This window comes from Amycolatopsis mediterranei, from assembly GCF_026017845.1.
GTDB lineage: Bacteria > Actinomycetota > Actinomycetes > Mycobacteriales > Pseudonocardiaceae > Amycolatopsis > Amycolatopsis mediterranei.
The window spans coordinates 8,286,954-8,308,627 of record NZ_CP100416.1 but is presented as its reverse complement, the minus strand read 5'-3'; the positions used below and the strand labels follow the sequence as shown (position 1 = coordinate 8,308,627).

23 protein-coding genes are annotated in these 21,674 nt (G+C 71.4%); 15 read left to right on the top strand and 8 right to left on the bottom strand.

The features are described 5' to 3' along the window. Nucleotides 1-12 precede the first annotated feature (12 nt). Nucleotides 13-579 (bottom strand): isochorismatase family protein, encoded by a 567-nt coding sequence (locus tag ISP_RS37345; RefSeq protein WP_265049879.1) that lies wholly within the window; start codon nucleotides 577-579, stop codon nucleotides 13-15. Between the two features lie 325 nt (nucleotides 580-904). Here ISP_RS37345 and ISP_RS37340 point away from each other — a divergent pair, with 325 nt between their 5' ends. Together ISP_RS37340 and ISP_RS37335 are read left to right on the top strand one after the other, a co-directional pair. Beyond that, nucleotides 905-1,303, top strand: a complete 399-nt coding sequence (locus tag ISP_RS37340; RefSeq protein WP_013228981.1) for a YybH family protein — start codon at nucleotides 905-907, stop codon at nucleotides 1,301-1,303. A 10-nt stretch (nucleotides 1,304-1,313) separates the two neighbouring features. Beyond that, complete coding sequence (locus ISP_RS37335; protein WP_013228980.1) at nucleotides 1,314-1,712, top strand: nuclear transport factor 2 family protein; 399 nt, start codon at nucleotides 1,314-1,316, stop codon at nucleotides 1,710-1,712. A gap of 47 nt (nucleotides 1,713-1,759) precedes the next feature. On the opposite strand, the gene ISP_RS37330 is transcribed toward ISP_RS37335, so the two are convergent. The 3 genes from ISP_RS37330 to ISP_RS37320 form a co-directional block, all read right to left on the bottom strand. Continuing rightward, the gene (locus ISP_RS37330) at nucleotides 1,760-1,954 is read right to left on the bottom strand and encodes a hypothetical protein (protein WP_013228979.1); all 195 of its coding nucleotides are present in this window, start codon (nucleotides 1,952-1,954) and stop codon (nucleotides 1,760-1,762) included. Then, nucleotides 1,951-3,042 carry a flavin-containing monooxygenase gene (locus ISP_RS37325; RefSeq protein WP_230468975.1) on the bottom strand — a complete coding sequence of 364 codons (1,092 nt, stop codon included), beginning with the start codon at nucleotides 3,040-3,042 and terminating at the stop codon, nucleotides 1,951-1,953. Before ISP_RS37325 ends, ISP_RS37330 begins: the two co-directional genes overlap by 4 nt. 90 nt (nucleotides 3,043-3,132) lie before the next feature. Then, nucleotides 3,133-3,357, bottom strand: coding sequence for an NAD(P)-binding protein (locus tag ISP_RS37320; protein WP_230468520.1), 225 nt, complete (start codon nucleotides 3,355-3,357; stop codon nucleotides 3,133-3,135). Between the two features lie 353 nt (nucleotides 3,358-3,710). On the opposite strand from ISP_RS37320, the gene fabG reads away from it, so the two are divergent. The 5 genes from fabG to ISP_RS37295 all read left to right on the top strand — a co-directional run bounded on the left by fabG (nucleotide 3,711) and on the right by ISP_RS37295 (nucleotide 9,264). Beyond that, a complete protein-coding gene (gene fabG / locus ISP_RS37315) occupies nucleotides 3,711-4,748 on the top strand; it encodes a 3-oxoacyl-ACP reductase FabG (RefSeq protein WP_230468974.1) in 1,038 nt (345 codons plus the stop codon). An 84-nt stretch (nucleotides 4,749-4,832) separates the two neighbouring features. Beyond that, nucleotides 4,833-6,008: an NAD(P)/FAD-dependent oxidoreductase gene (locus tag ISP_RS37310; RefSeq protein WP_013228975.1), complete on the top strand. Its 1,176-nt coding sequence runs from the start codon at nucleotides 4,833-4,835 to the stop codon at nucleotides 6,006-6,008. A gap of 17 nt (nucleotides 6,009-6,025) precedes the next feature. Beyond that, on the top strand, nucleotides 6,026-6,220 hold the full coding sequence (locus tag ISP_RS37305) for a ferredoxin (RefSeq protein ID WP_013228974.1): 195 nt from the start codon (nucleotides 6,026-6,028) through the stop codon (nucleotides 6,218-6,220). Between the two features lie 32 nt (nucleotides 6,221-6,252). Beyond that, nucleotides 6,253-7,473, top strand: a complete 1,221-nt coding sequence (locus ISP_RS37300; RefSeq protein ID WP_014467579.1) for a cytochrome P450 — start codon at nucleotides 6,253-6,255, stop codon at nucleotides 7,471-7,473. A gap of 162 nt (nucleotides 7,474-7,635) precedes the next feature. Continuing rightward, a complete protein-coding gene (locus tag ISP_RS37295) occupies nucleotides 7,636-9,264 on the top strand; it encodes a CocE/NonD family hydrolase (protein WP_013228972.1) in 1,629 nt (542 codons plus the stop codon). Here the strand turns inward: ISP_RS37295 and ISP_RS37290 are convergent. Then, nucleotides 9,245-10,723, bottom strand: coding sequence for an aldehyde dehydrogenase family protein (locus ISP_RS37290; RefSeq protein ID WP_013228971.1), 1,479 nt, complete (start codon nucleotides 10,721-10,723; stop codon nucleotides 9,245-9,247). The two genes, ISP_RS37295 and ISP_RS37290, sit on opposite strands and share 20 nt — an antisense overlap. A gap of 206 nt (nucleotides 10,724-10,929) precedes the next feature. On the opposite strand from ISP_RS37290, the gene ISP_RS37285 reads away from it, so the two are divergent. From ISP_RS37285 to ISP_RS37275, 3 genes are read left to right on the top strand one after another with little or no spacing between them, the layout of a single operon-like run. Then, complete coding sequence (locus ISP_RS37285; RefSeq protein ID WP_230468519.1) at nucleotides 10,930-12,186, top strand: amidohydrolase family protein; 1,257 nt, start codon at nucleotides 10,930-10,932, stop codon at nucleotides 12,184-12,186. A gap of 57 nt (nucleotides 12,187-12,243) precedes the next feature. Continuing rightward, nucleotides 12,244-13,080: a dihydropteroate synthase gene (gene folP / locus ISP_RS37280; RefSeq protein ID WP_013228969.1), complete on the top strand. Its 837-nt coding sequence runs from the start codon at nucleotides 12,244-12,246 to the stop codon at nucleotides 13,078-13,080. Beyond that, nucleotides 13,077-13,778 carry a class III extradiol ring-cleavage dioxygenase family protein gene (locus tag ISP_RS37275; protein ID WP_013228968.1) on the top strand — a complete coding sequence of 234 codons (702 nt, stop codon included), beginning with the start codon at nucleotides 13,077-13,079 and terminating at the stop codon, nucleotides 13,776-13,778. Before folP ends, ISP_RS37275 begins: the two co-directional genes overlap by 4 nt. On the opposite strand, the gene ISP_RS37270 is transcribed toward ISP_RS37275, so the two are convergent. Next, on the bottom strand, nucleotides 13,729-14,757 hold the full coding sequence (locus tag ISP_RS37270; protein ID WP_230468518.1) for an enoyl-CoA hydratase/isomerase family protein: 1,029 nt from the start codon (nucleotides 14,755-14,757) through the stop codon (nucleotides 13,729-13,731). The genes ISP_RS37275 and ISP_RS37270 overlap by 50 nt on opposite strands. Nucleotides 14,758-14,784: 27 nt before the next feature. Here ISP_RS37270 and ISP_RS37265 point away from each other — a divergent pair, with 27 nt between their 5' ends. After that, on the top strand, nucleotides 14,785-15,939 hold the full coding sequence (locus ISP_RS37265; RefSeq protein WP_230468517.1) for a CoA transferase: 1,155 nt from the start codon (nucleotides 14,785-14,787) through the stop codon (nucleotides 15,937-15,939). Then, nucleotides 15,936-17,366 (top strand): amidohydrolase family protein, encoded by a 1,431-nt coding sequence (locus ISP_RS37260; protein ID WP_013228965.1) that lies wholly within the window; start codon nucleotides 15,936-15,938, stop codon nucleotides 17,364-17,366. Before ISP_RS37265 ends, ISP_RS37260 begins: the two co-directional genes overlap by 4 nt. Nucleotides 17,367-17,372: 6 nt before the next feature. On the opposite strand, the gene ISP_RS37255 is transcribed toward ISP_RS37260, so the two are convergent. Continuing rightward, entirely contained in the window at nucleotides 17,373-18,356 is a 984-nt protein-coding gene (locus ISP_RS37255) for an LLM class flavin-dependent oxidoreductase (RefSeq protein ID WP_013228964.1), read from the bottom strand. A 41-nt stretch (nucleotides 18,357-18,397) separates the two neighbouring features. Beyond that, entirely contained in the window at nucleotides 18,398-19,165 is a 768-nt protein-coding gene (locus tag ISP_RS37250; protein ID WP_013228963.1) for an enoyl-CoA hydratase/isomerase family protein, read from the bottom strand. Between the two features lie 46 nt (nucleotides 19,166-19,211). On the opposite strand from ISP_RS37250, the gene ISP_RS37245 reads away from it, so the two are divergent. Genes ISP_RS37245 through ISP_RS37235 form a run of 3 tightly spaced genes read left to right on the top strand, consistent with a single transcriptional unit; the run spans nucleotide 19,212 to nucleotide 21,669 of the window. Continuing rightward, the gene (locus ISP_RS37245) at nucleotides 19,212-20,384 is read left to right on the top strand and encodes a thiolase family protein (RefSeq protein ID WP_013228962.1); all 1,173 of its coding nucleotides are present in this window, start codon (nucleotides 19,212-19,214) and stop codon (nucleotides 20,382-20,384) included. Beyond that, entirely contained in the window at nucleotides 20,381-21,175 is a 795-nt protein-coding gene (locus tag ISP_RS37240; protein ID WP_013228961.1) for an enoyl-CoA hydratase-related protein, read from the top strand. Before ISP_RS37245 ends, ISP_RS37240 begins: the two co-directional genes overlap by 4 nt. Further along, nucleotides 21,172-21,669 (top strand): DoxX family protein, encoded by a 498-nt coding sequence (locus ISP_RS37235; protein ID WP_013228960.1) that lies wholly within the window; start codon nucleotides 21,172-21,174, stop codon nucleotides 21,667-21,669. The genes ISP_RS37240 and ISP_RS37235 overlap by 4 nt, the downstream gene beginning before the upstream one ends. Nucleotides 21,670-21,674: the final 5 nt, after the last annotated feature.

Here is a 21,674-nt window from a genome sequence, read left to right as displayed (position 1 = left end):
CCCGCGGCTCGATCAGATTGTCTCGACCAGCTTCAGCACCTCGTCGGTGGTGCCGGTCTCCCCGAGTGCGGGGAAGACCCGGACGACGCTGTTCTCGTGCGCTTCGGCGCTGAAGTCGGTCATCGCGTCGGTCGCGAGCGTGACGTGGTAACCGTGTTCGTACGCCTGCCGTGCGGTGGACTCCACGCCGAAGCTGGTCGCGACGCCGACCACGACAACCTGGGTCACCCCGAGGCTCCTGAGGAGCTCGTCGAGCCCGGTGCGCATGAACGCACCCCAGGTCTGCTTGAGGATCTCGTGGTCGGTGTCCTGCTGGTTCAGCTCCGGGAGCAGGTCCGCAGCGTCGGCGGGCGGCAGGGGCGCTCCCGGCCTGCTGAACGACCGTTCCGTGCGGCCGGGCGCGATGCCGGTGGCCCGGACGAGGACAACGGGCAGGCCGCGCGCACGGAACGCGTTGGCCAGGCGAGCCGCGTTGGCCGCGACCTCGGCGATCGGGTGCGCCGCCGGCAGTGCGGCGATGGCCTTTTGCAGGTCGATGACGATGAGCGCGGTCTTCGGGTCGAGGGTGGACAGGGCCACGGAACCTCCTGAGTGGACGGACGAGGAAGAGCTGGTCAGACGGTGGCGACCGGGGTCAGCGGACTGCCCGGGACACCTGGCAGCCGGAGGGGGATCGGCCAGTAGGAAGCGGCGGTTACTCCTCCCTGGCAGGCGGTCCTCGATGACGGCTGCCTCGGCATGCTACGAACTGGGTACTGATCGGGTCAACGAAACACTGAACGATGGGTTGCCCGTGAGCGTTCCCGTCGCTTAACCTGAGGTTCTCAATATTCGACTGATCGGTCTAAATAATGAATGGGATGGGGCGACGCCGAGCGCAGACCCCTTCGACTACGGAGAGACCATGAGCGAAGCCACACAGGCGTGGGTCGCGGTGGGCGTGCGCGCCGTGCTCGGAGCGCACACCCAGGCGCAGGACGCCGGACGCACCGATGACGTCGTCGCCCTTTACGTGCCGGACGGAGTGCTCGAACTGCCCGGCGTGGATCCGATCGAAGGTCATGACGCGCTCCGTGAAGCGTTCAAGGGCTGGGCGCCGACGCAACCGCAGCTGCACCTCGTGACCAACACGGTGCTCACCTCGTGGACCGACGAAGAGGCGACGGCGGTGAGCGACGTGGCGTTACTCCTGCGCGGTGAGTCCGGTTGGGCCGTCCAGGTCGTGGGGCGCTACGACGACACGCTGCGGCGGCACGGTGGCGAATGGCGGTTGCGGCGGCGCAAGACGACCTACCAGGCCTAGGAGACGCGAGATGAGCACGATCACCGAAGAGTCGGTCGCGGCGGGCGTACAGGCGGCCATCGCCGCGTACGCGCACGCGCTGGACGCCGGCCGGACCGACGACATCGTGGAGCTGTTCTGGCCGGACGGCGTCGCCGAAATCGCCGGGATGGGGATCTTCGAAGGGCATGACGCGATCCGCGAGGGCTACGCCGCCTTCGTCCCGACGCAGCCGCAGCTGCACGTCGTGGCCAACACGGTGCTCACGTCGTGGGCCGCATACGAAGCCACGGCGATCAGCAACCTGGCCTTCTTCCAGCGCGGCGAGGCCGGTTGGGCGGTCCAGCTCGTCGGACGCTACGACGACACGCTGCACCGGCGCAAGAACGTGTGGAAGTTCCAGCGTCGCATGACGACTTTCCTACCGTAGGAAGCCGCCGGCCGGATGGGCCCGGTGGGCGCACCCGGCCGGCGGAATCACGCGGCTCTTTCGGAGACTCTGGTGAACGGGAACGCTGCGTAGCCGTCTTCGGCGACTTCGACGACCATTTTCTGGAGCGTCCAGCGTCCGGTCGGGTTGAGCAATTGCTGGACCGGCTTGCCGGGGATGTTGGCCCCGGAGAAATAGCTGCTCTTGAGGAACGACGAACGCGTGTCGTTGTCGTTCATCATGGCCGTCCACGTTTCCTCGGCCTGATGGTCACTTCGACCACGTCGTACCCGTGGTCACGGGTGTGGACCAGCGCGTCGACGCCGAAGTACACCTGGTCACCCGGGTAGCGCGGGTTGTCGCCGAGCGCGCCGTGCGGCCGCCGGGGAAGAAGAAGTTCGGGAAGCCGGCGGTCACCATTCCGAGAAAAGGTCCGCGGGCGGTCCGCCCAATGCTCTTCCAGTGCGAGCCCTTCCCGGCCACGGACGCCCACCCGGTTGAGCGCACCGGTGCCGAAGTCGTAGCCGGTCGCCCAGATGATGATGTCGAAGCCCTGAGCTCCCGCGGCCGTCTCTATCCCCGTTTCGGTGATGAGCACGTTCGGGTCGTCCAGCAGCGAGACGAGCGAGACGTTGGGGTTGTTGTAGGCCTCGTAGTGGTCGTTGGGGATGAGCTTGCCGGCCGTCTCGGGATCGGCGACGATCGCGCGGATCTTCCGTACCGTGAACTCGCACCACTCCGCGTTCACGGCCGGGTCGGTCAGCATGTCGAGGCAGTTCTCGGTCAGCTTCGTGAAGTCTGGGCCCTTCCGCATCTTCTCGTAGAACTCCGGGCGATCCTGCGCGGAGTCTTCGGCGGCCTTGCGCATGTTGATCGTGTGCGGGAAACCGCTCGGAGACGGGTTGAGGGTGTCGCGGATCCGCTCGTAGTCCGCCTTGAGCTGCGCCTGCTCCTCGGCCGAAAGGGGGCCGTTGTTGTTGAGCGGGATGCACCAGTCGGGAGTGCGCTGCTGCACCGTCAGCGAGGCCACCTCGCCGGCGAGGGCGGGGACGAGCTGGACGCCACTGGAACCGGTACCGATGAGGGCGACGCGCTTGCCGGCGAAGTCGACGGGTGTCTTCGGCCAGAGGCCGGTGTGGTGCTGATCGCCGCGGAAGCCCGCACGCCCGGGGATATCCGGGATGTGCGGCACCGAGAGGATGCCGGTCGCTGCGACGGGGAACCGCGCCCGCACCTCGGTGCCGTCGGCCGTCCGGACGGTCCAGAGCCCGGTCGTCTCGTACCAGGTGGCGGAGACCATCTTGGCGCCGAAGCGGATGTCGCGGCGCAGGTAGGACCGGTCGACGACGTGGTTGAAGTAGCGCTCGATCTCCGGCTGTCGGGCGAAGCGCTCCGACCACTCCCACTCTTCCCGCAGCTCTCAGGAGAACAGGCAGCCGTAGGTGTAGCTCTCCGAATCGAAGCGTGCCTCCGGGTAGCGGTTCCAGTACCGGGTGCCGCCCACGCCGTAGTCCGCTTCGAGGAGCTTCACCGAGAACCTGGCTTCGCGGGCTCGGTACAGCTGATAGATCCCCGTGACACCGCCTCCCGCGACCAGAACATCGACTCGGCCCGCCGCGTCCGCCATGTTTGGCGGTTCGCTCATCGGCCCTCCCGCGTCGCTGTTATTTCGGTCAGCCGGTCGAATATACAGCTCTGTGAGTAGATGAGGAGGCGACTGTCGTTCAACGGAGGTTTCAGGGAAGTTGCGGCGAAGCGTTGATTGTTTCGACCGACTGTTCTAATTTTGCATACGACCAGTGCGCGACCGGACGTACCAGGAGGTACGCATGAGGACCGAGGACGCCGAGGGAACCGAGCCCAGCCTGCGGACGCTGGCGCTCGACACGATGAGCCGGATGCTGCCCGGCGTGTTCCCCGACGGGGACATCGACCTGCGGGACGGCGGCCTCGGCGAGGACCTCGTGGAAATCGGCCTGACCCAGCGTCTGGGCCGGGCTGTGGGCTCGCGAAGGGCTCAGTCACGGGAATCGCAGCCTCGTCACGCTCGGCATGTTGATCGCGCTCGGCGCCGATCCGGAACTGCGCACCCACTTCCGGATCGCGGTGACGAACGGGCTGACCGAAGACGAGCTGGCCGAGGTCATCTACCACGCCAGCGGCTACGCCGGTTCCCCCGCACCGTCGCGGCCCGCGCTGCGGTCCGCGAGGCTCCGGCCGGATAGCGAGCCGCTGCGCGGCCAGGCGATGCGCCCGGTCGCGGGGCGGCCGTACGACGAGACACAGGGAGTCAGCATGTCACTCGAAGGAAAGGTTGCGGTCGTCACCGGCGGCGGCCGCGGGATCGGCGAGGCGATCGCCGCCGTGCTCGGTGCGCAGGGTGCCGCCGTCGCGGTCTGGGACCTGGACGGCGAGGGGGCCGAGAAGACCGTCGCCGGCATCCGCGAGGCGGGTGGCACGGCGATCGCGGTGGCGGGCGATGCGGCCGATGCTGCCGCGGTGGCCGCGGCGGCGGCCCGGACTCGCGCCGAGCTCGGGCCCGTCTCGATCCTGGTCAACAACGCCGGAATCACCGCCTACGAACCGTTCACGACCATCACCGAGGAATCGTGGGACCGCCTGATCGGGGTCAACCTGCGTGGTCCGTTCCTGGTCACGCGGGAGCTGGTGCCCGACATGCTCGCGACGGGCTGGGGGCGGATCGTCAACATCTCCTCGTCGTCCGCGCAGACCGGGGCGCCCGCGATGGCCCATTACGCGGCGTCCAAGGGCGGCGTCATCGGACTCACGAAGGCGCTCGCCATGGAGTACGCCGACAAGGGGATCACGGTGAACAACGTGCCGCCCGGGTTCATCGACACGCCTTTGATCCGCGAAGGGCCTATCGACGTCGAGGCGGCCGCGGCCACGATGCCGATGAAGCGGGCGGGCCGGCCGGAGGACATCGCCTACGCGGTCGCGTACCTCGTCTCCGAGGAGGCCGGGTACGTGACCGGCCAGACGCTCAGCGCCAACGGCGGGCGCTACCTGGTTTGATTGGTTCGACCGAGTGGTCTATTTTTCGTCATGTCAGGTTCGTCGGCCGCAGGAGGAGTCAGTCATGATTTCGCGGGTGTTCGCATGACGGGCCCGGCGAGGGTGCTGGTGGTGGGCGCGTCCGCGTCCGGTATGTCCACAGTGGAGTCACTGCGGCGCAGGGGGTACGCGGGCGAGGTCGTGGTGCTCGGCGACGAGCCGCACGCGCCGTACGACCGGCCGCCGCTGTCCAAGCAGGTGCTCTTGGGCGCGTGGGAGCCGGCGCGGGCCGCGCTGCGGCCACCGGAGGCGGTGTCCGCACTGGCCGCTGGCTTCGTCCTGGGTGACCCGGCGGTCGCCTTGGACCCGGTGACGCAGACCGTGTGGACGGCGTCGGGCCGTGAGCTGCAGGCCGACGCGATCGTCATCGCGACAGGACTGCGGCCGCGAACTCTACCGGACCAGGAGGGCCTCACCGGCGTGCATGTGCTGCGCACGCTCGACGACGCGCTGGCGCTGCGGCGGGATCTCTCGGACGGCGCACGGGTGGTGGTCGTCGGCGAAGGCGTGCTCGGCGCCGAGATCACGGCGACCGCGCGGACCCTCGGTCTGGATGTGACCATGACTGGCCCGCAGCGGGCGCCGATGGCGCTGCAGGTGGGGACGCGGGTGTCGGCGGCCTTGGCGGACCTGCACCAAGAACGCGGGGTGCGGCTCCGGCTGGGCGACGGCGTCGTGGGGCTGACGGCAGAGGGAACGCGCGTCACCGGCGTGCGGCTGAGTACCGGCGAGGTGCTGCCCGCCGACGCCGTAGTGGTCGCGATCGGCGCCTCTCCGGCGACGGAGTGGCTGGCGGGCAGCGGCCTGCGCCTCGACAACGGTGTGGTCTGCGACTCCCGTTGCCGGGCGGCGGAGGGAATCTACGCGGTCGGGGACGTGGCCCGGTGGCACCACGAGCGGCTCGGCCGGCTGGTCCGCCTGGAGAACCGGACGAACGCCACGATGCAGGCCGCGGCGGTCGCCGGGGTGATCCTCGGGGAAGACGAGCCATACGTGCCGGTGCCGTACTTCTGGACCGACCAGTTCGACGCGAAGCTCCATGTGCACGGCTTCCTGTCCGCCGACGCCGATGCCGAGGTCGTCGAGGGCGACGTTGCGGACCGCCGGTTCGTCGCGCGGTACCGCAGCGGCGGTGCGGTCACCGGTGTCCTCGGCTGGAACATGCCGAAGCAGGCCCGCCTGCGTCGCGCGGAGATCGACGACGTACCCGCCCTTCTTTGAACGAGCAGGAGAAAGCCATGAAGATCGTCGTCGACGAGGAGAAGTGCGTCGCGGCCGGGCAGTGCGTGGTCGCGGCGCCGGACGTGTTCGATCAGCGTGACGAGGACGGCATCGTCGTGCTGCTGGACGAGAACCCACCACCACGGCTGGCCGGCGACGTTCGCCAGGCGGCGGCGGTGTGCCCGGCCCTGGCGATCAGCATCGAGGACTGACCGCGTTCCCACACGAGTTCGGAGGAATGACCATGGCCGAGACACAAACCGCGGAAACGCGGGTGCCCGAGTACCCGGGTGTCAGGGACGGCCGGTGCCCGTTCGCGCCGCCGGCCGAGCTGCTCCAACAAGGGAAACCCCTGTTCCGGGCCCGCATCTGGGACGGCAGCACGCCGTGGATCGTCACCGGGCACGCCGCGCAGCGCGAAATCCTGTCGGACCCGCGGGTGAGCGTGAACGAGAAGCTGCCCGGGTTCCCGTACCCGACCCAGGCGATGGCCGAGACGGTCGACCACCGGCCGTTGACGATCTTCAACGCCGACGGCGCCGACCACGTGCGGATCCGGCGGATGATGACGGCCCCGTTCACCCGTAACCGGATGGAGAAGCTCCGGCCCGCGATCCAGCAGTTCACCGAAGAGCTCATCGACCGGATGCTGGCCGGGCCGAAGCCGGCGGACCTGGTGACCGCGCTGTCGTTGCCGTTGCCGTCGCTGATGATCTGCGAGCTGCTCGGCGTGCCGTACACCGACCACGACTTCTTCCAGGAACACGCCACGGTGGCCGTCAAACGGGACGCCACCGCCGAGGAGAGCCTCGCGGGCATGCAGGCGTTGGGCGGCTACTTGACGCAGCTGCTCGAGAAGAAGCTGACCGAGCCGGAAAACGACGTGCTGTCGGACTTCGCGGCGCGGGTGAAGGCGGGCGAGCTGGAACTGCCCGACGCCACGCTGCTGGCCATGGTGCTGCTGATCGCCGGGCACGAGACCAGCGCGAACATGATCACGCTGGGCACCGCCGCGCTGCTGGAGAATCCGGACCAGCTGGAGCTCCTGCGGACCACCGAGGACCCGGCGGTCGTCGCGAACGCGGTCGAAGAGCTGCTGCGCTACCTGACCATCCCGCACCTCGGGCAACGGCGGATCGCGCTGGAGGACATTGAGATCGCGGGAGAGACCATCCGGGCCGGCGACGGCATCATCGTCTCGCTGCCTGCGGGCAACTGGGACCCCGAGGCGTTCCCCGAGCCGGACCGCCTCGACCTCACCCGCGCGGCGCGGCACCACCACGCGTTCGCCTGGGGCGCCCACCAATGCCTCGGCCAGCAGCTGGCCCGCATCGAACTCCAGGTGGTCTACCGCACGCTCTACCGGCGGGTGCCGACCCTGCGGCTCGCCGTCGGCCGGGACGAGCTGGAGTTCAAGGGCGATTCGCTCGCCTACGGCGTGTACGAGCTACCGGTGACCTGGTAGCGGGATGTGCGTCCGGATCCGGTTCACCACCAGCGTGCCCCCACCGCCGCCGACCGGGGACCGAGCCCGGATCCGGCCGGCGGCGGTGACCATGGCCGCCACGGTGGCGGCCCACCCGGGAAGAAGCGTGACTCCCGGCCGGGAGCCGGGGGTGACCCGCCGGTGAACCTGATCAGCCACCTCCTCCAGCGCGCGCTGCGGCTGGATCCGCCGCTGACGCGGGATCTGCTCGTACAGCGCGATCTTCGCGTTCCCATGCCCGACGGCGTCGTTCTCCTGGCGGACCGGTGGGCACCCCGCGCCGGGGGTGACGGGCTGCCGGTCGCGCTGCTGCGCAGCCCGTACGGCCGGAGTGGCCTGCGAGGCGCGGGCATGGCGAGGCCGCTGGCCGAGCGCGGGTTCCAGGTACTGATGCAGAGCGTCCGGGGCACGTTCGGCGCGGATGGCGTCTTCGAGCCGTTCCGGCGCGAGCGGGACGACGGCCTGGCGACCCTCGACTGGGTGATGGAGCAACCGTGGTTCGGTGACTCCATCGTGCTGACCGGCACGAGCTATCTCGGGTACGCACAGTGGGCGATGGCCGATCAGCTGCCGCCCGAGGTCAAGGCGATGGTTCCGGTGCTGACCGAGTCGGCGCTCACGCTGGAGTTCCTGCGCGCGGACGGGCTGTCGCTGGAGACGCCGTTCCAGTGGGGCGTCATGACGGCGCGGCAGGAGCGACGTGGCGCGCTGGGGGACCTGCTGACCCAGGGGCGGCGGAGGCGCCGGGCGCTGCTGACGCTCCCGCTGGCGCGGTCCGACGTCGTCGCGGCGGGGCGCCGCGTCGACTACGTCCAGGACATCCTCACCGAGGACCGGGAATCGGAGCGCTGGGCCGGGATCGACCACCGGCACCGGGTCGCCGGCACGACCGTGCCGGTCAGCACGCTCGCGGGCTGGTACGACATCTTCCTGCCCGGTCAGCTCGAAGACTTCCAGATCCTTCAGGACGCGGGGCGGCCGGCCCGGCTGACGGTCGGTCCGTGGACGCACCTCACAGCCGACGGCACGCCGATCAAGGAGGCCGTCGAGTTCGGGCTCGCCCACGCGCGTGGCGAACGGCCCGCCGAGCGCGGGGCGGTGCGCTTGTACGTGATGGGGGAGGAGGCCTGGCGGGACTTCGACCGCTGGCCACCCCGCGGCTACCCGGCCCGGCGTTTCCACCTCCGGCCCGGCGGTGCGCTGTCCGCCGACGTCTCCGCGGACTCACCGCCCGATCGGTACCGCTACGACCCGGCCGACCCCACTCCCGCGGTCGGCGGCGTGCGCATGGTTCGCGGCAGCGGGCGCGCCGACAACACCGGACTGGAGGCACGGCCGGACGTGCTCACCTACACCACTCCGGTGCTCGAACAGGACGTCGAGGTGATCGGCGAAGTCACCGCGGAGATCTGGTTCCGCTCCAGCCTGCCCTGGGCGGACGTCTTCGTCCGGCTGTGCGACGTCGATCCCCGCGGGCGCTCGCACAACGTGTGCGACGGACTGGTCGGCTTGACCGGCGCTGACGAGCTCACCTGCGCGGAGGTCAGGTTGTGGGCCACCGCGCATCGCTTCGGGCGCGGGCACCGCATCAGGGTCCAGATTTCCAGCGGCGCGTTCCCGCGGTACGCCCGTAACACCGGCACCGGTGAGCCGCACGGCACCGCGAGCACGTTGCGTGCCGCCGATCAGGAGGTCCACCACGATGCGACTCACCCGTCGGCAATCGTCCTGCCCGTGCGCGACACGAGTCTCAGCGAGCGTTCCAGCTGATGCTCTTGGTCTGCAGGTACTCGTCGAGCCCGAACTCGCCCCATTCCCGGCCGAGCCCGCTCTGCTTGTACCCGCCGAACGCCGCCCGGGGGTTCACCCCGCCGCCACCGCCGTTGATCGACACGCTCCCGGCGCGGATCTGCGTCGCGATCTCGTACGCCGTCGCGGTGTCGGCGCTCCACACGCCCCCGGCGAGGCCGTAGGGGCTGTCGTTGGCGATGCGGACCGCTTCTTCGTCGGTGCGGAACGGGATGACGACCCCGACCGGGCCGAAGAACTCCGTCCGTGCGATCGTCATCGAGTTGTCGACACCGGTGAAGAGCGTCGGCTCCACGAAGTAGCCCTTGCCGAGGCCGGCCGGGCGGCGACCGCCGCTGACGAGCCGGGCCCCTTCCTCTTCGCCGGTGCGGATCAGCTTCTCGACCTTGGCCCGTTGCGCTTCGCTGATCAGCGGGCCCATCGTGGTGGACTCGTGGGCGGGATCGCCGACGGTGACCCTGGCCAGGCCCGCGCGCACCCGCTCGACCAGTTCGTCGTGGACGGACTCGTGGACGATCGTGCGCGTGAGCAGCGAGCAGCCTTGCCCGGCGTGCACCGTGATGCCCGCCAGCGCCGACCGGACGGCGCCGTCGAGGTCGGCGTCGGCGCGGACGATGCTCGCGGACTTCCCGCCGAGCTCGAGGACGACCTTCTTCAGCGACCCCGCGGCCTGCGCGTAGACCGTGCGCCCGACGGCGTCGGATCCGGTGAAGCTGACGAGGTCCACCATAGGGTTTGTGGTCAGCTCCCGCCCGGCATCTGCGTCGCCGGTCACGACGTTCAGCACCCCCGGCGGCAGGCCTGCGGCGTCGGCGAAGTCGCCGAGCAGCAGCGATTCCAGCGGAGTGGCGGGCGCCGGTTTGAGCACCACGGTGCAGCCCGCCGCCAGCGCCGGGACCAGCTTCATCATGCTGAGGAAGAACGGGAAGTTGTAGGCCGGGATCAACGCGCACACCCCGAACGGCTCGCGGCGCAGCAGTCCCTGCGAGATGCCGGCCCGCGGCGTGATCGTAGGGTCCATCGGACGGTCCCATGCGAAGGCCGGGATCACGCGCTCGGCCATGTCCCGAAGGTGTGCCACGGGGACGCGCGTCTGGATGCTCTCCGCCACCCAGCGGACGGAGCCCGCTTCGGCTGTGTTCACGGCGACGAGATCGGGGAGCCGGCGTTCCATCTCCGCCGCCATGCGCAGCAGGACCGCTGCGCGTCCGGCGGGCTTCAGCCGCGGCCACGGACCTTCGTCGAAGGCCGTCCGGGCGGCCGTGATCGCTTGGCGCACATCGGCGAGCGAGGCTTGGGGGACCTCCGCGACCGTCTCCTCCGTCGCCGGGTTGCGAACGGTGACGCGCGTGTCCGAGCTGCCGTCGGTCCAGCTTCCGCCGATGTAGAGCCGCGAAGAGAACGAGTACGCCGTCGTCATGCTTTGAGTCTACTCATTAGACGGCGAGATGCGTGATCTTCCCTGTCATCGCCGGGAAACGGTCGTGGACTTGGCACATTGAATACACTGAAAGCGTTGACCTGACCGGTCGGTACAGCTAAATTCGGTAGTCAGCCGGGTACCGGGGCTCTGGAGCGGACGTCGAGGTTCGAAGAGAGGTACGGCCTGTGTTCAAGGAATTCGTCGTGTCAGGTGATTCGCACATCATCGAGCCGGTCGACCTGTTCAAGACCCGGCTGCCGCGGCCCCTGCGGGATCGCGCCCTCTGGGAAGAGGAGTTCACCCTCGACGAGCCGATCGTCGAGGGCGGGCACACGGAGTTCAAGAAGCTGCACACGATCGGCTTCGACGGCTGGACGATCTCCAAGTACCGGCAGACCGGCGGGGAGACCCCGGACGGCGAGCCTGACCACATCATCCGGGACATGGACTTCGACGGCGTCGACGCATCGGTGATGTTCCCGAACCTGTCACTGTTCGTCCTGTTCACCGACGACCACGAGCTGTCGATGGCGCACTGTCGCGTGTGGAACGACTACCTCGTCGAAAGGTACCTCCCGTACAAGGAGCGGCTGCGCCCGACGGCCGCGATCCCGCTCACCGACGTCCCGGCCGCGGTCGCCGAGATCGAGCGGATCGCCCGCGCCGGACTGGGTGCCATCCTGCTGCCGGAGATCCCGCCGCTGCCGTACTGGTCGCGCGAGTACGACCCGGTGTGGGCCGCCGCGCAGTCGCTCGGGTTGCCGGTCTTCTTCCACGTCGCCACCGGCGGGGTGTTCGTCAAGGAGCAGGTGTCCGAGACGGCGACCACGGTCAAGGGCCTGATGACGGCGATGAACATGGGCAAGGGTCAGCTGACCGACGACATGGTGTCGGGCCGGACCATGGGCGGCGGGAACACCGCGTCGGCCAGCCCGCAGGGCATCATCGCCGCCCTCGTCGGCGGCGGGGTCTGCGAGCGGTTCCCCGACCTACACTTCAACCTGACCGAGTTCGGCGCCGGCTGGCTGGTGTCGTACATGGGCATGATGGAGAAGTCCTGGCGCATGGGCATCGGCCAGGACCCGGACTGGTGGCTCGGCTTCTGGGACGACAGCCGCCCGGCGAACGACCAGCCCTCGATGGGACGGCTGTTCGCCATCAACGACAAGTGGCCCTACCCGCTCAAGCCGACCGAGTACGTCCAGCGGCAGATCCACGTGCAGTTCGCCGACGACCCGACCGCCGTCAAGGCCCGCCACATCACCGGGCTGTCGACGATCACTTGGGGCAACGACTACCCGCACGCCGAGGGCACCTTCCGCAGCAGCGCCGACTGCGTCGCCTTCAACTTCGAAGGGGTCGGCGACGACGACCGCGCGGCCATCCTCGGCGGCACCCTGGCCGACGTCGCGCACTTCGACAAGACCAAGAAGCTGGCCAAGGCACCCGAAACCGTCTGAGCAGGCACCCCGATGCGAGCCCGCAGGCCCCCGGAAATCCGGTTCCGGGGGCGTCCGATGCGGCAGGACCGGGCCCTGATCATGGCGATCGTGAACCGCACCCCGGACTCCTTCTACGACCGCGGTTCGACCTTCGGCCGGGACCAGGCCTTGGCGGCGGTCGAACGGGCCGTCGCGGACGGAGCGGACATCGTCGACATCGGCGGCGTCAAGGCCGGGCCGGGCGCCGAGGTCGGCGTGCCGGAGGAGATCCGCCGGGTCGTCCCGTTCGTCACCGAAGTCCGCGCCCGGTTCCCGGACCTGGCCATCAGCGTCGACACCTGGCGCCACGAGGTCGGCCGGCTCGCCTGCGAAGCCGGCGCGGATCTGCTCAACGACACCTGGGCGGGCGCGGATCCGAAGCTCGCCGATGTCGCCGCGGAATTCGGCGCCGGGTACGTGTGCACCCACACCGGCGGCGCCGCCCCGCGCACGCGCCCGCACCGGGCCGCGTTCGTCGACGTGGTCGCCGACGTCGTCGACGAGGTCACCAGCCGGGCCGACGCGCTCGTCCGGGCGGGCGTGCCCGCGGCGGGCATCCTGATCGACCCCACGCACGACTTCGGCAAGAACACCTGGCATTCGCTGGAGCTGACCCGCCGGTTCGCGCAGCTGACCGGCACCGGGTGGCCGGTACTCGCCGCGCTGTCGAACAAGGACTTCATCGGCGAAGCACTGGACGCGGCGGTACCGGATCGGGTCGCCGGCAGTCTCGCGGTGACGGCGGTCTGCGCCTGGGAAGGGGCCGCGGTGTTCCGGGCGCACAACATCGCCGAAACGCGCGACGTCCTGGACATGGTCGCGGTCGTGAGCGGCCGGAAGGCCCCGGCCAGAGCAGTCCGGGGGCTCGCATGATCGTCCGTGCGGTCACGTGTCCGCACCCGCCGCTGCTGCTTCCCGGTGTGACCGGCGGGCCGGTCCCGGAAGTCGAGGAACTGCGTACCGCGTGCCGGGCGGCGGTCGGGGAACTGACCGGCGTGGACGTCGTCGTGGCCGTCGGAAGCGCACCCGAGACCCGGATCTGGCCGGCGGAAGCCCGATCGCCACGGCTCTTCTTCGCGCCGGGCCTCGAACCCGTGCCGTCAGGTGCGGTGCTGCCGCTCAGCCTCGCCGTGGCTCGGGAACTCGTCGAGGGAGTGCCGGTCGAGCTCCACGGGGTGGACGCGGCGCTGCCGGTCGAGGACTGTCGCGGCTACGGCAGGCTCCTCGCCGCCCGGCCCGAGCGGATCGGGCTGCTGGTGCTGGCCGACGGCAGCGCACGACGAGGCCCGAAAGCGCCCGGCTACGAGGATTCTCGGGCGCGGGAACTGGACCAGCTGCTCGAAGACGCCTTGCGCGCGGGGGATCCCGAACCGTTCCTCAAGCTCGAACCGGACCTGGCGGACGAGCTGCTCGTCGGCGGCCGGGCGGCGTGGCAGGTCCTCTCCGGGGCGTGGGAAGGCCGTACCGCGCGGGCGGAGTGCCATTACAGCGCGGATCCGTTCGGGGTCTGGTACCCCGTGTTCAGCTGGACGCCGACAGCTCGTCCACCAGACCCCAGTCCAGCGCGGTAGCGGCGTCGAGTGGCGCGCCGGACAGAGCGAGGAGCAGCGTGCGCCAGCGCCCGATCCGGCGCGGGATACTCACCGTGCCGCCGGCGCCGGGGATCAGGCCCATGCCGGTTTCGGGCAGCCGGAAGTTGGTCGCGGGATGAGCGATCACCCGGCCGGCGAACGCGGGCAGCTCGATCCCCGCGCCGACACAGCTTCCGTGCACGCGCGCCTCGACGCGGGCGGACAGTCGGTGCAGCGGCAAGCCGGCCCCGGCCCGGGTGCGCACGAAGTGCGCGGTCGCGAGGTCCGGGGTGGTGCCGAACTCGGCGAGGTCGCCGCCCGCGCAGAACGACGGCCCCGCGCCGTCGAGCACGATCCGCACCACGGTGGCGTCCAGCTCGGCGATGCCCAGCGCGTCCACGAGCGCGTCACGGAGTTGGCGGCCGTAAGCGTTGCGGCGTTCGGGACGGTTCAGGGTGATGCGCAGGACGTCGCCGTTCCTCGTGACGAGGACCGGGTCCGCCGAGGCGGGCGGCAACGCTCGGGGTCCGCGCCGGGCGAGCCAGCGCCGGAACTCGCCGCCGCCGAGCAAGGTCGAGTACGCCAGGGACTCGGCGTCCAGCGCGGCCGGGACGGGGAGGTCCCCGGTGGTGCGCAGCACCTGCGCGAGCACGAGGGCGGCTTGCGGGTTCGCCTCGGCCGCCGCCCGCAGGGTCTCGGGATCGCCGGCGGCGGCGAACATCCGGCCGGACGCGGCGAGCGTCGCGGGGCCGAGCGTGAGATCCAGCGTGGCGGCGAGGTTCCGGTGCCCCTCGTCGAGGGTGTCCGCGGTGGTGATCCCGACGAGCACCCGATCCGATCGGACCGGGCCGTCCGGGAGGGGCGTGTCGAGGTCGACCACGAGGAGGGGATCGACGATGCGCCCGCGGTCGTCGAGCAACGGTGCCCGGGCGGCACCGGCGAGTTCGGCGCAGGACACCGCGCGACGAGGACCGTCCACAACGGAACGCAGCGTAACATCGCCGCGGTGTCGGAGGAACCCGTGACGGACTGGGCGGACAGCGGCGTCGTGCCCCTGACCGGTCCGGCGGCCGGACCACCGCTGGTGCCGCCCGGCCGCGCCGCGACGGTCGCCCGGGAGATCGCCGCCCGGTGCTCGCTGCCGGTCGACGGGGCGTTGCTGCTGTCCGAGCGGGCTGCGTTCACCGGCCGCGGCCGACGCGGTGCGATTTCGGTGGGCGGGGGCTGCCGGATCCTGCCGACGTCCGACGGCTGGGCGGCCGTTTCGTGTGCCCGGCCGGACGACCCGCTGCTGCTGGGTGCCCTGGTCGGAGCCGAGCTCCCCGCCGATCCCTGGCCTGCGGTGGCGCGGTGGCTGCGGGCGCACTCCGGGGACGAACTCGTCGCCCGCGCCACTCTGCTCGGTGTCGCGGCCGGTCCGGTCCGGCCACCGGCGACGCCCCCGCGATCGCCCCGGCCGGGACGAGCCCGCTCGGTCGAGGGGCTGCTGGTGGTGGACTTCAGCGCGCTCTGGGCCGGACCGCTGTGCGCGCACCTGCTCGGGCTCCTCGGGGCGGACGTCGTCAAGGTCGAGACGCCCCAGCGCCCGGACGGGGCGCGGGGCGGCAACGCGGAGTTCTACCGCCTCCTGCACGCGGGACACCGGTCGGTGGTCCTCGACCCCGGCACCGCCGGCGGACGACGGGCGATGGCCGGGCTGGTCGAGGCCGCGGACATCGTCATCGAGGCGTCCCGACCGCGCGCGCTGGCCGGCTTCGGGCTCGACGCGGAGTCCGCCGCGCGCGCGGGAACGGTCTGGGTGTCGATCACGGCGTACGGCCGGAGTTCGGACCGCGTCGGCTTCGGCGACGACGTCGCCGCGGCGAACGGCCTGGTGGCCCTCGGCGAGGACGGCACCCCGTACTTCTGCGGCGACGCCATCGCGGACCCGCTCACCGGGCTGGTCGCGACCGAACTCGCCCGGTCCGCCCCGGCGGACGGCCGCGGCGTCGTGTTCGACCTGGCGATGGCGGACGTCGTGGCGTCCACTTTGGACGACACGCTGCCGGGCGGCCCGTGGTCCGGAGACTGCGCGCGGCCGCGTCGGCGCACGGCCGTGGGAACCGCTCCGGCCGGTGGCGCGCACACCGGGGAAGTGCTGCGGGAGCTGGGCATTCGATGACCATTTTGGTGCGCGGCGCAGAACTCGACGGCACCCGGCGAGCCGACGTCCGGATCGACGGTGGCGTGGTCACCGAGCTCGCCCCGGCACTGGACCGGCGGCCGGGGGAGGCCGTGCTCGAGGCGCACGGCGGGGCGTTGCTGCCCGGCCTCTGCGACCACCACCTGCACCTGCACGCACTCGCCGCCCACGGCCGCTCGCTGCCGTGCGGGCCATCCGACGTGACCACGCCAGCCGCCCTCGGTGCCGCGCTTTCCGGTGCTCGCGCCGACGAGCACGGCTGGATCCGCGGCATCGGTTACCACGAGTCCGTGGCCGGGCCGCTCGACATGGACATCCTCGACCGCCTGCACCCCGGACGTCCGGTCCGGATCCAGCACCGCAGCGGCGCGCTGTGGGTGGTGAACGGTGCTGGTGTCGCGGCACTCGGGCTCACGGCCGGAGACCACCCCGGAATCGAGCGGGACACCGGGGGCCGGCCCACCGGACGGCTCTGGCGCGCCGACGACTGGCTGCGCGAGCGCCTGCCCCGGTCCCGTCCACCGGACCTCACGGAGACCGGCGAGCGGCTGGCCCGCCTGGGCATCACGGCCGTCACGGACGCGACGCCCGACCTCGGCCAGGCCGCGATCGACGCGCTTACGGCGGGTGACTTGCCCCAGCGCGTGCTGCTGCTCGGCGTGCCGCTCGGCCACGGCCACGCCGCGCTCACCGCGAGTGTCGTAGCCCAGCGCGGGCTGCCGCTCGGCCGAGGGTTTCCGGCCGGCCCGCACAAGATCGTCCTCGCCGACTCCGGGCTGCTCGCGTTCGACGAGCTAGCCGCACGGATCCGGGCCGCCCACGGCGAAAACCGGGCGGTGGCGGTGCACTGCGTGACCCGCGAGGCGCTGGTGCTGCTGCTCGCCGCGTTCGACGAGACCGGTACCCGGCCCGGTGACCGGATCGAGCACGCGGCTCTGGTACCGGCGGAGCTGCTGCCCCGGATCGCTGAGCTGCGGCTGCGCGTCGTCACCCAGCCGGGGTTCCTGGCCCAGCGTGGCGACGACTACCTGCGCGACCTCCCGCCCGCCGAGTACCCGGATCTCTACCGCCTGCGGTCCCTCCTCGAGGCGGGCATCCCGTGCACGTCCTCGAGCGACGCCCCGTACGGGCCGCTCGACCCCTGGGCCGTCCTCCGGGCCGCGGCCGATCGCCGGACCGCCTCCGGCCGGACGGTCGGCACTGGCGAGCGGATCGCCGTGGGCGAGGCACTCGCGGGATACCTCAGCCCGCCGGACGACCCCGGCGGCCCGGTCCGACGCGTCCGTCCCGGGACGGACGCGGACCTGGTGCTGCTGCACGAGCCGCTGGCCGAAGCACTGCGAAACCCGTCGGCAGATCTGGTGGGCGAAACGCTGATCGGCGGCACTCCGGTGATCAGCGATTGACGGGCGTCAAGCTTCGCCGATCAGGGCGAGACTGGACCGCGCGTAGGCGGCGCGCCGCTTGTGTCCCACCAGGAAACTCGGCGGCGCGAAGTACCCGACGTCCCGGGGAAGGGATCCGGCCCGGCGGCGGAGCAGTTCCGTGGCGTCGGCGGTCGTCCCGCACACGGCGATCTCGGTGAGCATCTCGTCCGTCACCGCGGTGGCCATCCCGTCCGTGTCGCCCGTCCGGAACGCCGCACGCAGCCGCGCGACCGGGTCTTCCCAGCCGTGGTGGGCGACGAACGGGTCGTACGTCTTCACCGTGAGGTAAAAGGCGATCATCCGCCGGGCGTCGGCGATCGCGCGTTCGGGGGCGGCGTCGTCGACGGCCGTGATGATCCAGCCCTGCTCGGTGCGGGATCGACCCCCCGAGCCCCTCTCGACCGCCGGACGTACGACGTCGGCCCACCAGGAGCGGGTGAACAGCCCGTGCCCGATCACGCCGTCGGCGACCCGGCCCGCCGTCACGGCCATGCGCGCGTTGAACGCCGCCAGCAGCACCGGGATCTCGAGGCGGCCGAGCACCGGGGCGCGGACGTCGGCGTCGATCGCGTAGAACTCGCCGGAGTAGCGCACCTTTTCGCCGTTCTCGGCGTGCAGCCAGGCGCGGACCGCTTCGACGGTCTCGGCGGCCCGGGCCACCGGCCGGTCCGCGGGTACGCCGAACCAGTCGCGGTTGACGCGGAAGGCCGCCGTCCCCAGCCCGAGGAACAACCGGCCCGGCGCCTTCGCGTGCAGCTGGCGCATCGCGGTCGCGTGGGCGTACGGGGTCCGGGCGAACGCGTACGCGATGGCGGGACCGACCAAGGCGCGTTCGGAGTTCGCGACGATCTCCGCGAGCGTGGTGTACGCGTCGTGGTCGGCGAAGTCTCCCGTGCAGAACGCGCCGACACCGGCCTGCTCGGCTTCGCGAGCGACGCCGGCGCCGGGCCAAGGCATGCCGAAGCGCATCCAGTCTCCTTTAAAAAAGGGCACTCTTTGTCAAGAGAGTATCAGCGCAACTTCCACTGTCCCCGGGGCACCGAGGCGCGGTCCACTTCAGCCTTCCCGAGCGGGTTGCCGAGCTGGGTGTAGGACAGTCCGGTGCGCAGTGCCTGGGTGCGGGTTGCGTCGAGCGACTCCCAGATCGCGCGCACCGTGCCCTGGATCGCGGCGGGCGGCTTGGCGGCGATGACGCGGGCGATCTCGTCGGCGCGGTCCCAGAGTTCCGCGCGCGGCAGTACCTCGCTGACCAGCCCGATCTGCAATGCCCGTTCGGGGGAGAGGCGTTCGTCGAGGCCGAGCAGCGCGATCCGCAGGGCCTCGCCGAGCGGGATGCGCCGGGCGAGGCCGATCGGCTCCAGCGCGGCGGTGAGCCCGTAGCTGACGTGCGGGTCGAAGAACGTGGCGTCGTCTGAGCAGATGATGACGTCCGCCTCGTTGAGCCAATAGAACGCGCCGCCGGCCACCATCCCGTGCACCGCGCACACGAGGGGTTTCCACACCTGGTTGAGCTTGGGTGAGAGCTGCTCGCCCGGATCGGTCTGGCTCCACACGTTGGATCGGCGGTCGATGCCCTCCTTGACGTCCATGCCGGTGCTGAACGCGCGCTCGCCCGCGGCGCGCAGCACGACGACGTGCACGTCGTCGTCGGCCTTGACCGTCCGCCAGATGCCGGCGAAGTCGTCGAGCATCGCCTGGTTGAAGCTGTTCATGGCTTCCGGGCGGTTGAGGGTGATCGTCGCGACGTGCCGTGTCACGTCGAACAGGACGGTCTCCATGGTGCCTCTCTTCCCGTCGGCGTCAGAATAGAGTACAACGAATTACATGACCGACGCCGTCTTGCTGTCAGCCTGCCGCACCGCCATCGGCACCGCTCGCAAGGGCGCGCTGCGCGAAGTGAGCGCGTTCGACCTCGCCACCACGGTCGTCCGCGAAGCCGCGCACCGCTCGGGTCTGCCACCGGAGTCCTTCGACGACGTCGTGCTCGGGGAGTCCATGGCTGGCGGCGGGGACATCGCCCGGTACGCGGCGCTCGAAGCCGGGCTGACCCGGGTGCCCGGCCTGGCGCAGAACCGGCATTGTGCGTCCGGGCTCGCCAGCGTCGCCACCGCGGCGGCGGGCGTCCGGGCGGGGATGGACCGCGCGGTCATCGCCGGTGGCACCCAGTCGTCCTCCACGGCGCCGGTGTCACGGCGGCGGATCCCCGGCACCGAGGAGTGGCAGGACCCCTGGAGTTCGCCGTCGCACGTGCCGACCCCCGAATCACCCAACCAGGACATGTCGATCCTCGTCGGCTGGAACACCGCCCGGCTGGCCGGCGTCTCGCGGGCGGAGATGGACGCCTGGGCGCTGCGTTCGCACGAGCGCGCCATCCGGGCCATCGACGCGGGGCGGTTCGCCGACGAGATCGTTCCGGTCAAGGTCGCCGGCGCCGACGGTGCGGTGTCGGTGTTCGACGTCGACGAACACCCGCGGCGCGGCACCAGCCTTGCGAAGCTGGCAGCGTTGAAGGTGCTGCACCCGGAGATCGAGGGTTTCTCCATCACCGCGGGCAACTCCAGCGGGGTCAACGACGGAGCGGCCGCGCTCGTCGTCGCCGATGCCGCGCTCGCGGCGGACCACGGCCTCACGCCGCTGGCGACGGTCCGTTCGTGGGCGAGCGTCGGCGTCGACCCGGTGGAGACGGGACTCGCCCCGATCGCCGCCATCCGCAAGGCACTGGGCCGGGCCGGGATCGAGGTCGGCGACGTCGACCTCTTCGAAGTCAACGAAGCGTTCGCGTCGGTCGCCGTGGCCGCCGCTCGCGAGCTGGGGCTCGACGAGAAGCGGGTCAACCCGTTCGGCAGCGGCTGCAGCCTCGGCCACCCCATCGCCATGACCGGGGCGCGGATGGTCACCACGCTGGCCCACGAGCTGCGCCGCCGCGGTGGTGGGACGGCGGTCGCGGCGATGTGCGCGGGCGGTGGCATGGGCTCGGCGCTGGTCCTCACGGCGTGATCGAGGATCCGGGCGCCGTCGGGCTCGGGTGCCGCTGGGCGGACGGGGTGCTCTGGCTGACTCTGGACCGCCCAGAGGCGCGCAACGCGCTGACGATCGCGATGCGGCGCGGACTGATCACCGCGATCCGGGCGGCGGACGCGGATCCGCAGACGCGGGTGGTCGTGCTGACCGGGACCGATCCGGCCTTCTCCGCGGGCGTCGACCTCAAGGAGTCGCTCGGGGCGCCGCGCGGCGCCCGGACCGACCCGGCGGAGGCGGTGCGGGCGGCTCGCGCTCCGGTGCTCGGGGTGATCAACGGCCCGTGTTACACCGGAGCGCTGGAGCTGGCGCTGTCGTGCGACTTCCTCGTCGCCTCGGACCGCGCCCGGTTCGCCGACACGCACGCCGCGCTCGGCCTGGTGGCCGGGTGGGGGATGAGCGCGCTGCTGCCCCGGGCGGTCGGCGTGCGGCTGGCCCGGCAGATGATGCTGACCGGCGAGCCCGTCGACGCTGGGCAGGCGGTGCGTGCTGGGCTGGTGAATGAGGTCGTGCCCCACGAGCGGCTGGCGGAGCGGGTCCGGCAGGTCGTGGCCGGGATCCTCGCCGCCGCGCCGGAAGCGGCCGACGCCACGCTGCAGCTGCTCGCCGACGGCGAGGACGTGCCCCTGGCGCACGCTCTCGCGCTGGAGGCGAGGGCGAAGCGGCGGCGGCGGATAGACGTGGCGGAGGTGGCCCGCCGGTTCGCGGCCCGGACCGCTCACGTAAGTGACCACAATGGAATGATGCGCACGGGAGCGGAGGACCGATGAAAGGCACGGATGTCGCGCGGTGGGCGCTGCGCGCCGTGGTCGGCGGCACGATGATCGCGCACGGGGTGCGGCACGCCCGGACGCTCGACGGCACGGCGGGCTGGTTCTCCTCCATCGGATTCCGTGAGCCCCGGCTCCAGGCAGTGGCCAGCGCGGTCGTCGAAGTCGGGGCGGGTGCCGCGTTGGTCGCCGGCGCGGCGACCCCGCTGGCGGCGTCGGCGGTCGTCGGGACGATGGGCGTCGCCGCCCGCACGGTGCACCTGCCCAACGGGTTCTTCGTGCTCAACGAGGGCTACGAGTTCGTGCTCAACCTCGGTGCCGCGTCCGTGGCGCTGGCCGCGCTCGGACCGGGCCGGTTCAGCGTCGACCGGGCACTCGGGCTGGACGGCCGGTCGAGCGGTCCGAGGCGGGCCGCGTTCGCGGCCGGGCTTGGACTCGCTGCGGCCGCCGCCCAGCTCGCGGTCTTCTGGCGGCGCCCGGCCGGCAGCGCCTGAGCGGA

Excerpts from the sequence above, each read along its gene's own strand:
- ISP_RS37290 (WP_013228971.1), bottom strand. The coding sequence starts at position 10,723 with ATGACGACGGCGTACTCGTTCTCTTCGCGGCTCTACATCGGCGGAAGC.
- ISP_RS37320 (WP_230468520.1), bottom strand. The coding sequence starts at position 3,357 with ATGAGCGAACCGCCAAACATGGCGGACGCGGCGGGCCGAGTCGATGTT.
- folP (WP_013228969.1), top strand. The coding sequence starts at position 12,244 with ATGCGGCAGGACCGGGCCCTGATCATGGCGATCGTGAACCGCACCCCG.
- ISP_RS37310 (WP_013228975.1), top strand. The coding sequence starts at position 4,833 with ATGACGGGCCCGGCGAGGGTGCTGGTGGTGGGCGCGTCCGCGTCCGGT.
- ISP_RS37255 (WP_013228964.1), bottom strand. The coding sequence starts at position 18,356 with ATGCGCTTCGGCATGCCTTGGCCCGGCGCCGGCGTCGCTCGCGAAGCC.
- ISP_RS37300 (WP_014467579.1), top strand. The coding sequence starts at position 6,253 with ATGGCCGAGACACAAACCGCGGAAACGCGGGTGCCCGAGTACCCGGGT.
- ISP_RS37330 (WP_013228979.1), bottom strand. The coding sequence starts at position 1,954 with ATGATGAACGACAACGACACGCGTTCGTCGTTCCTCAAGAGCAGCTAT.
- ISP_RS37275 (WP_013228968.1), top strand. The coding sequence starts at position 13,077 with ATGATCGTCCGTGCGGTCACGTGTCCGCACCCGCCGCTGCTGCTTCCC.
- ISP_RS37340 (WP_013228981.1), top strand. The coding sequence starts at position 905 with ATGAGCGAAGCCACACAGGCGTGGGTCGCGGTGGGCGTGCGCGCCGTG.
- ISP_RS37235 (WP_013228960.1), top strand. The coding sequence starts at position 21,172 with ATGAAAGGCACGGATGTCGCGCGGTGGGCGCTGCGCGCCGTGGTCGGC.
- ISP_RS37260 (WP_013228965.1), top strand. The coding sequence starts at position 15,936 with ATGACCATTTTGGTGCGCGGCGCAGAACTCGACGGCACCCGGCGAGCC.
- ISP_RS37250 (WP_013228963.1), bottom strand. The coding sequence starts at position 19,165 with ATGGAGACCGTCCTGTTCGACGTGACACGGCACGTCGCGACGATCACC.
- ISP_RS37335 (WP_013228980.1), top strand. The coding sequence starts at position 1,314 with ATGAGCACGATCACCGAAGAGTCGGTCGCGGCGGGCGTACAGGCGGCC.
- ISP_RS37245 (WP_013228962.1), top strand. The coding sequence starts at position 19,212 with ATGACCGACGCCGTCTTGCTGTCAGCCTGCCGCACCGCCATCGGCACC.
- ISP_RS37305 (WP_013228974.1), top strand. The coding sequence starts at position 6,026 with ATGAAGATCGTCGTCGACGAGGAGAAGTGCGTCGCGGCCGGGCAGTGC.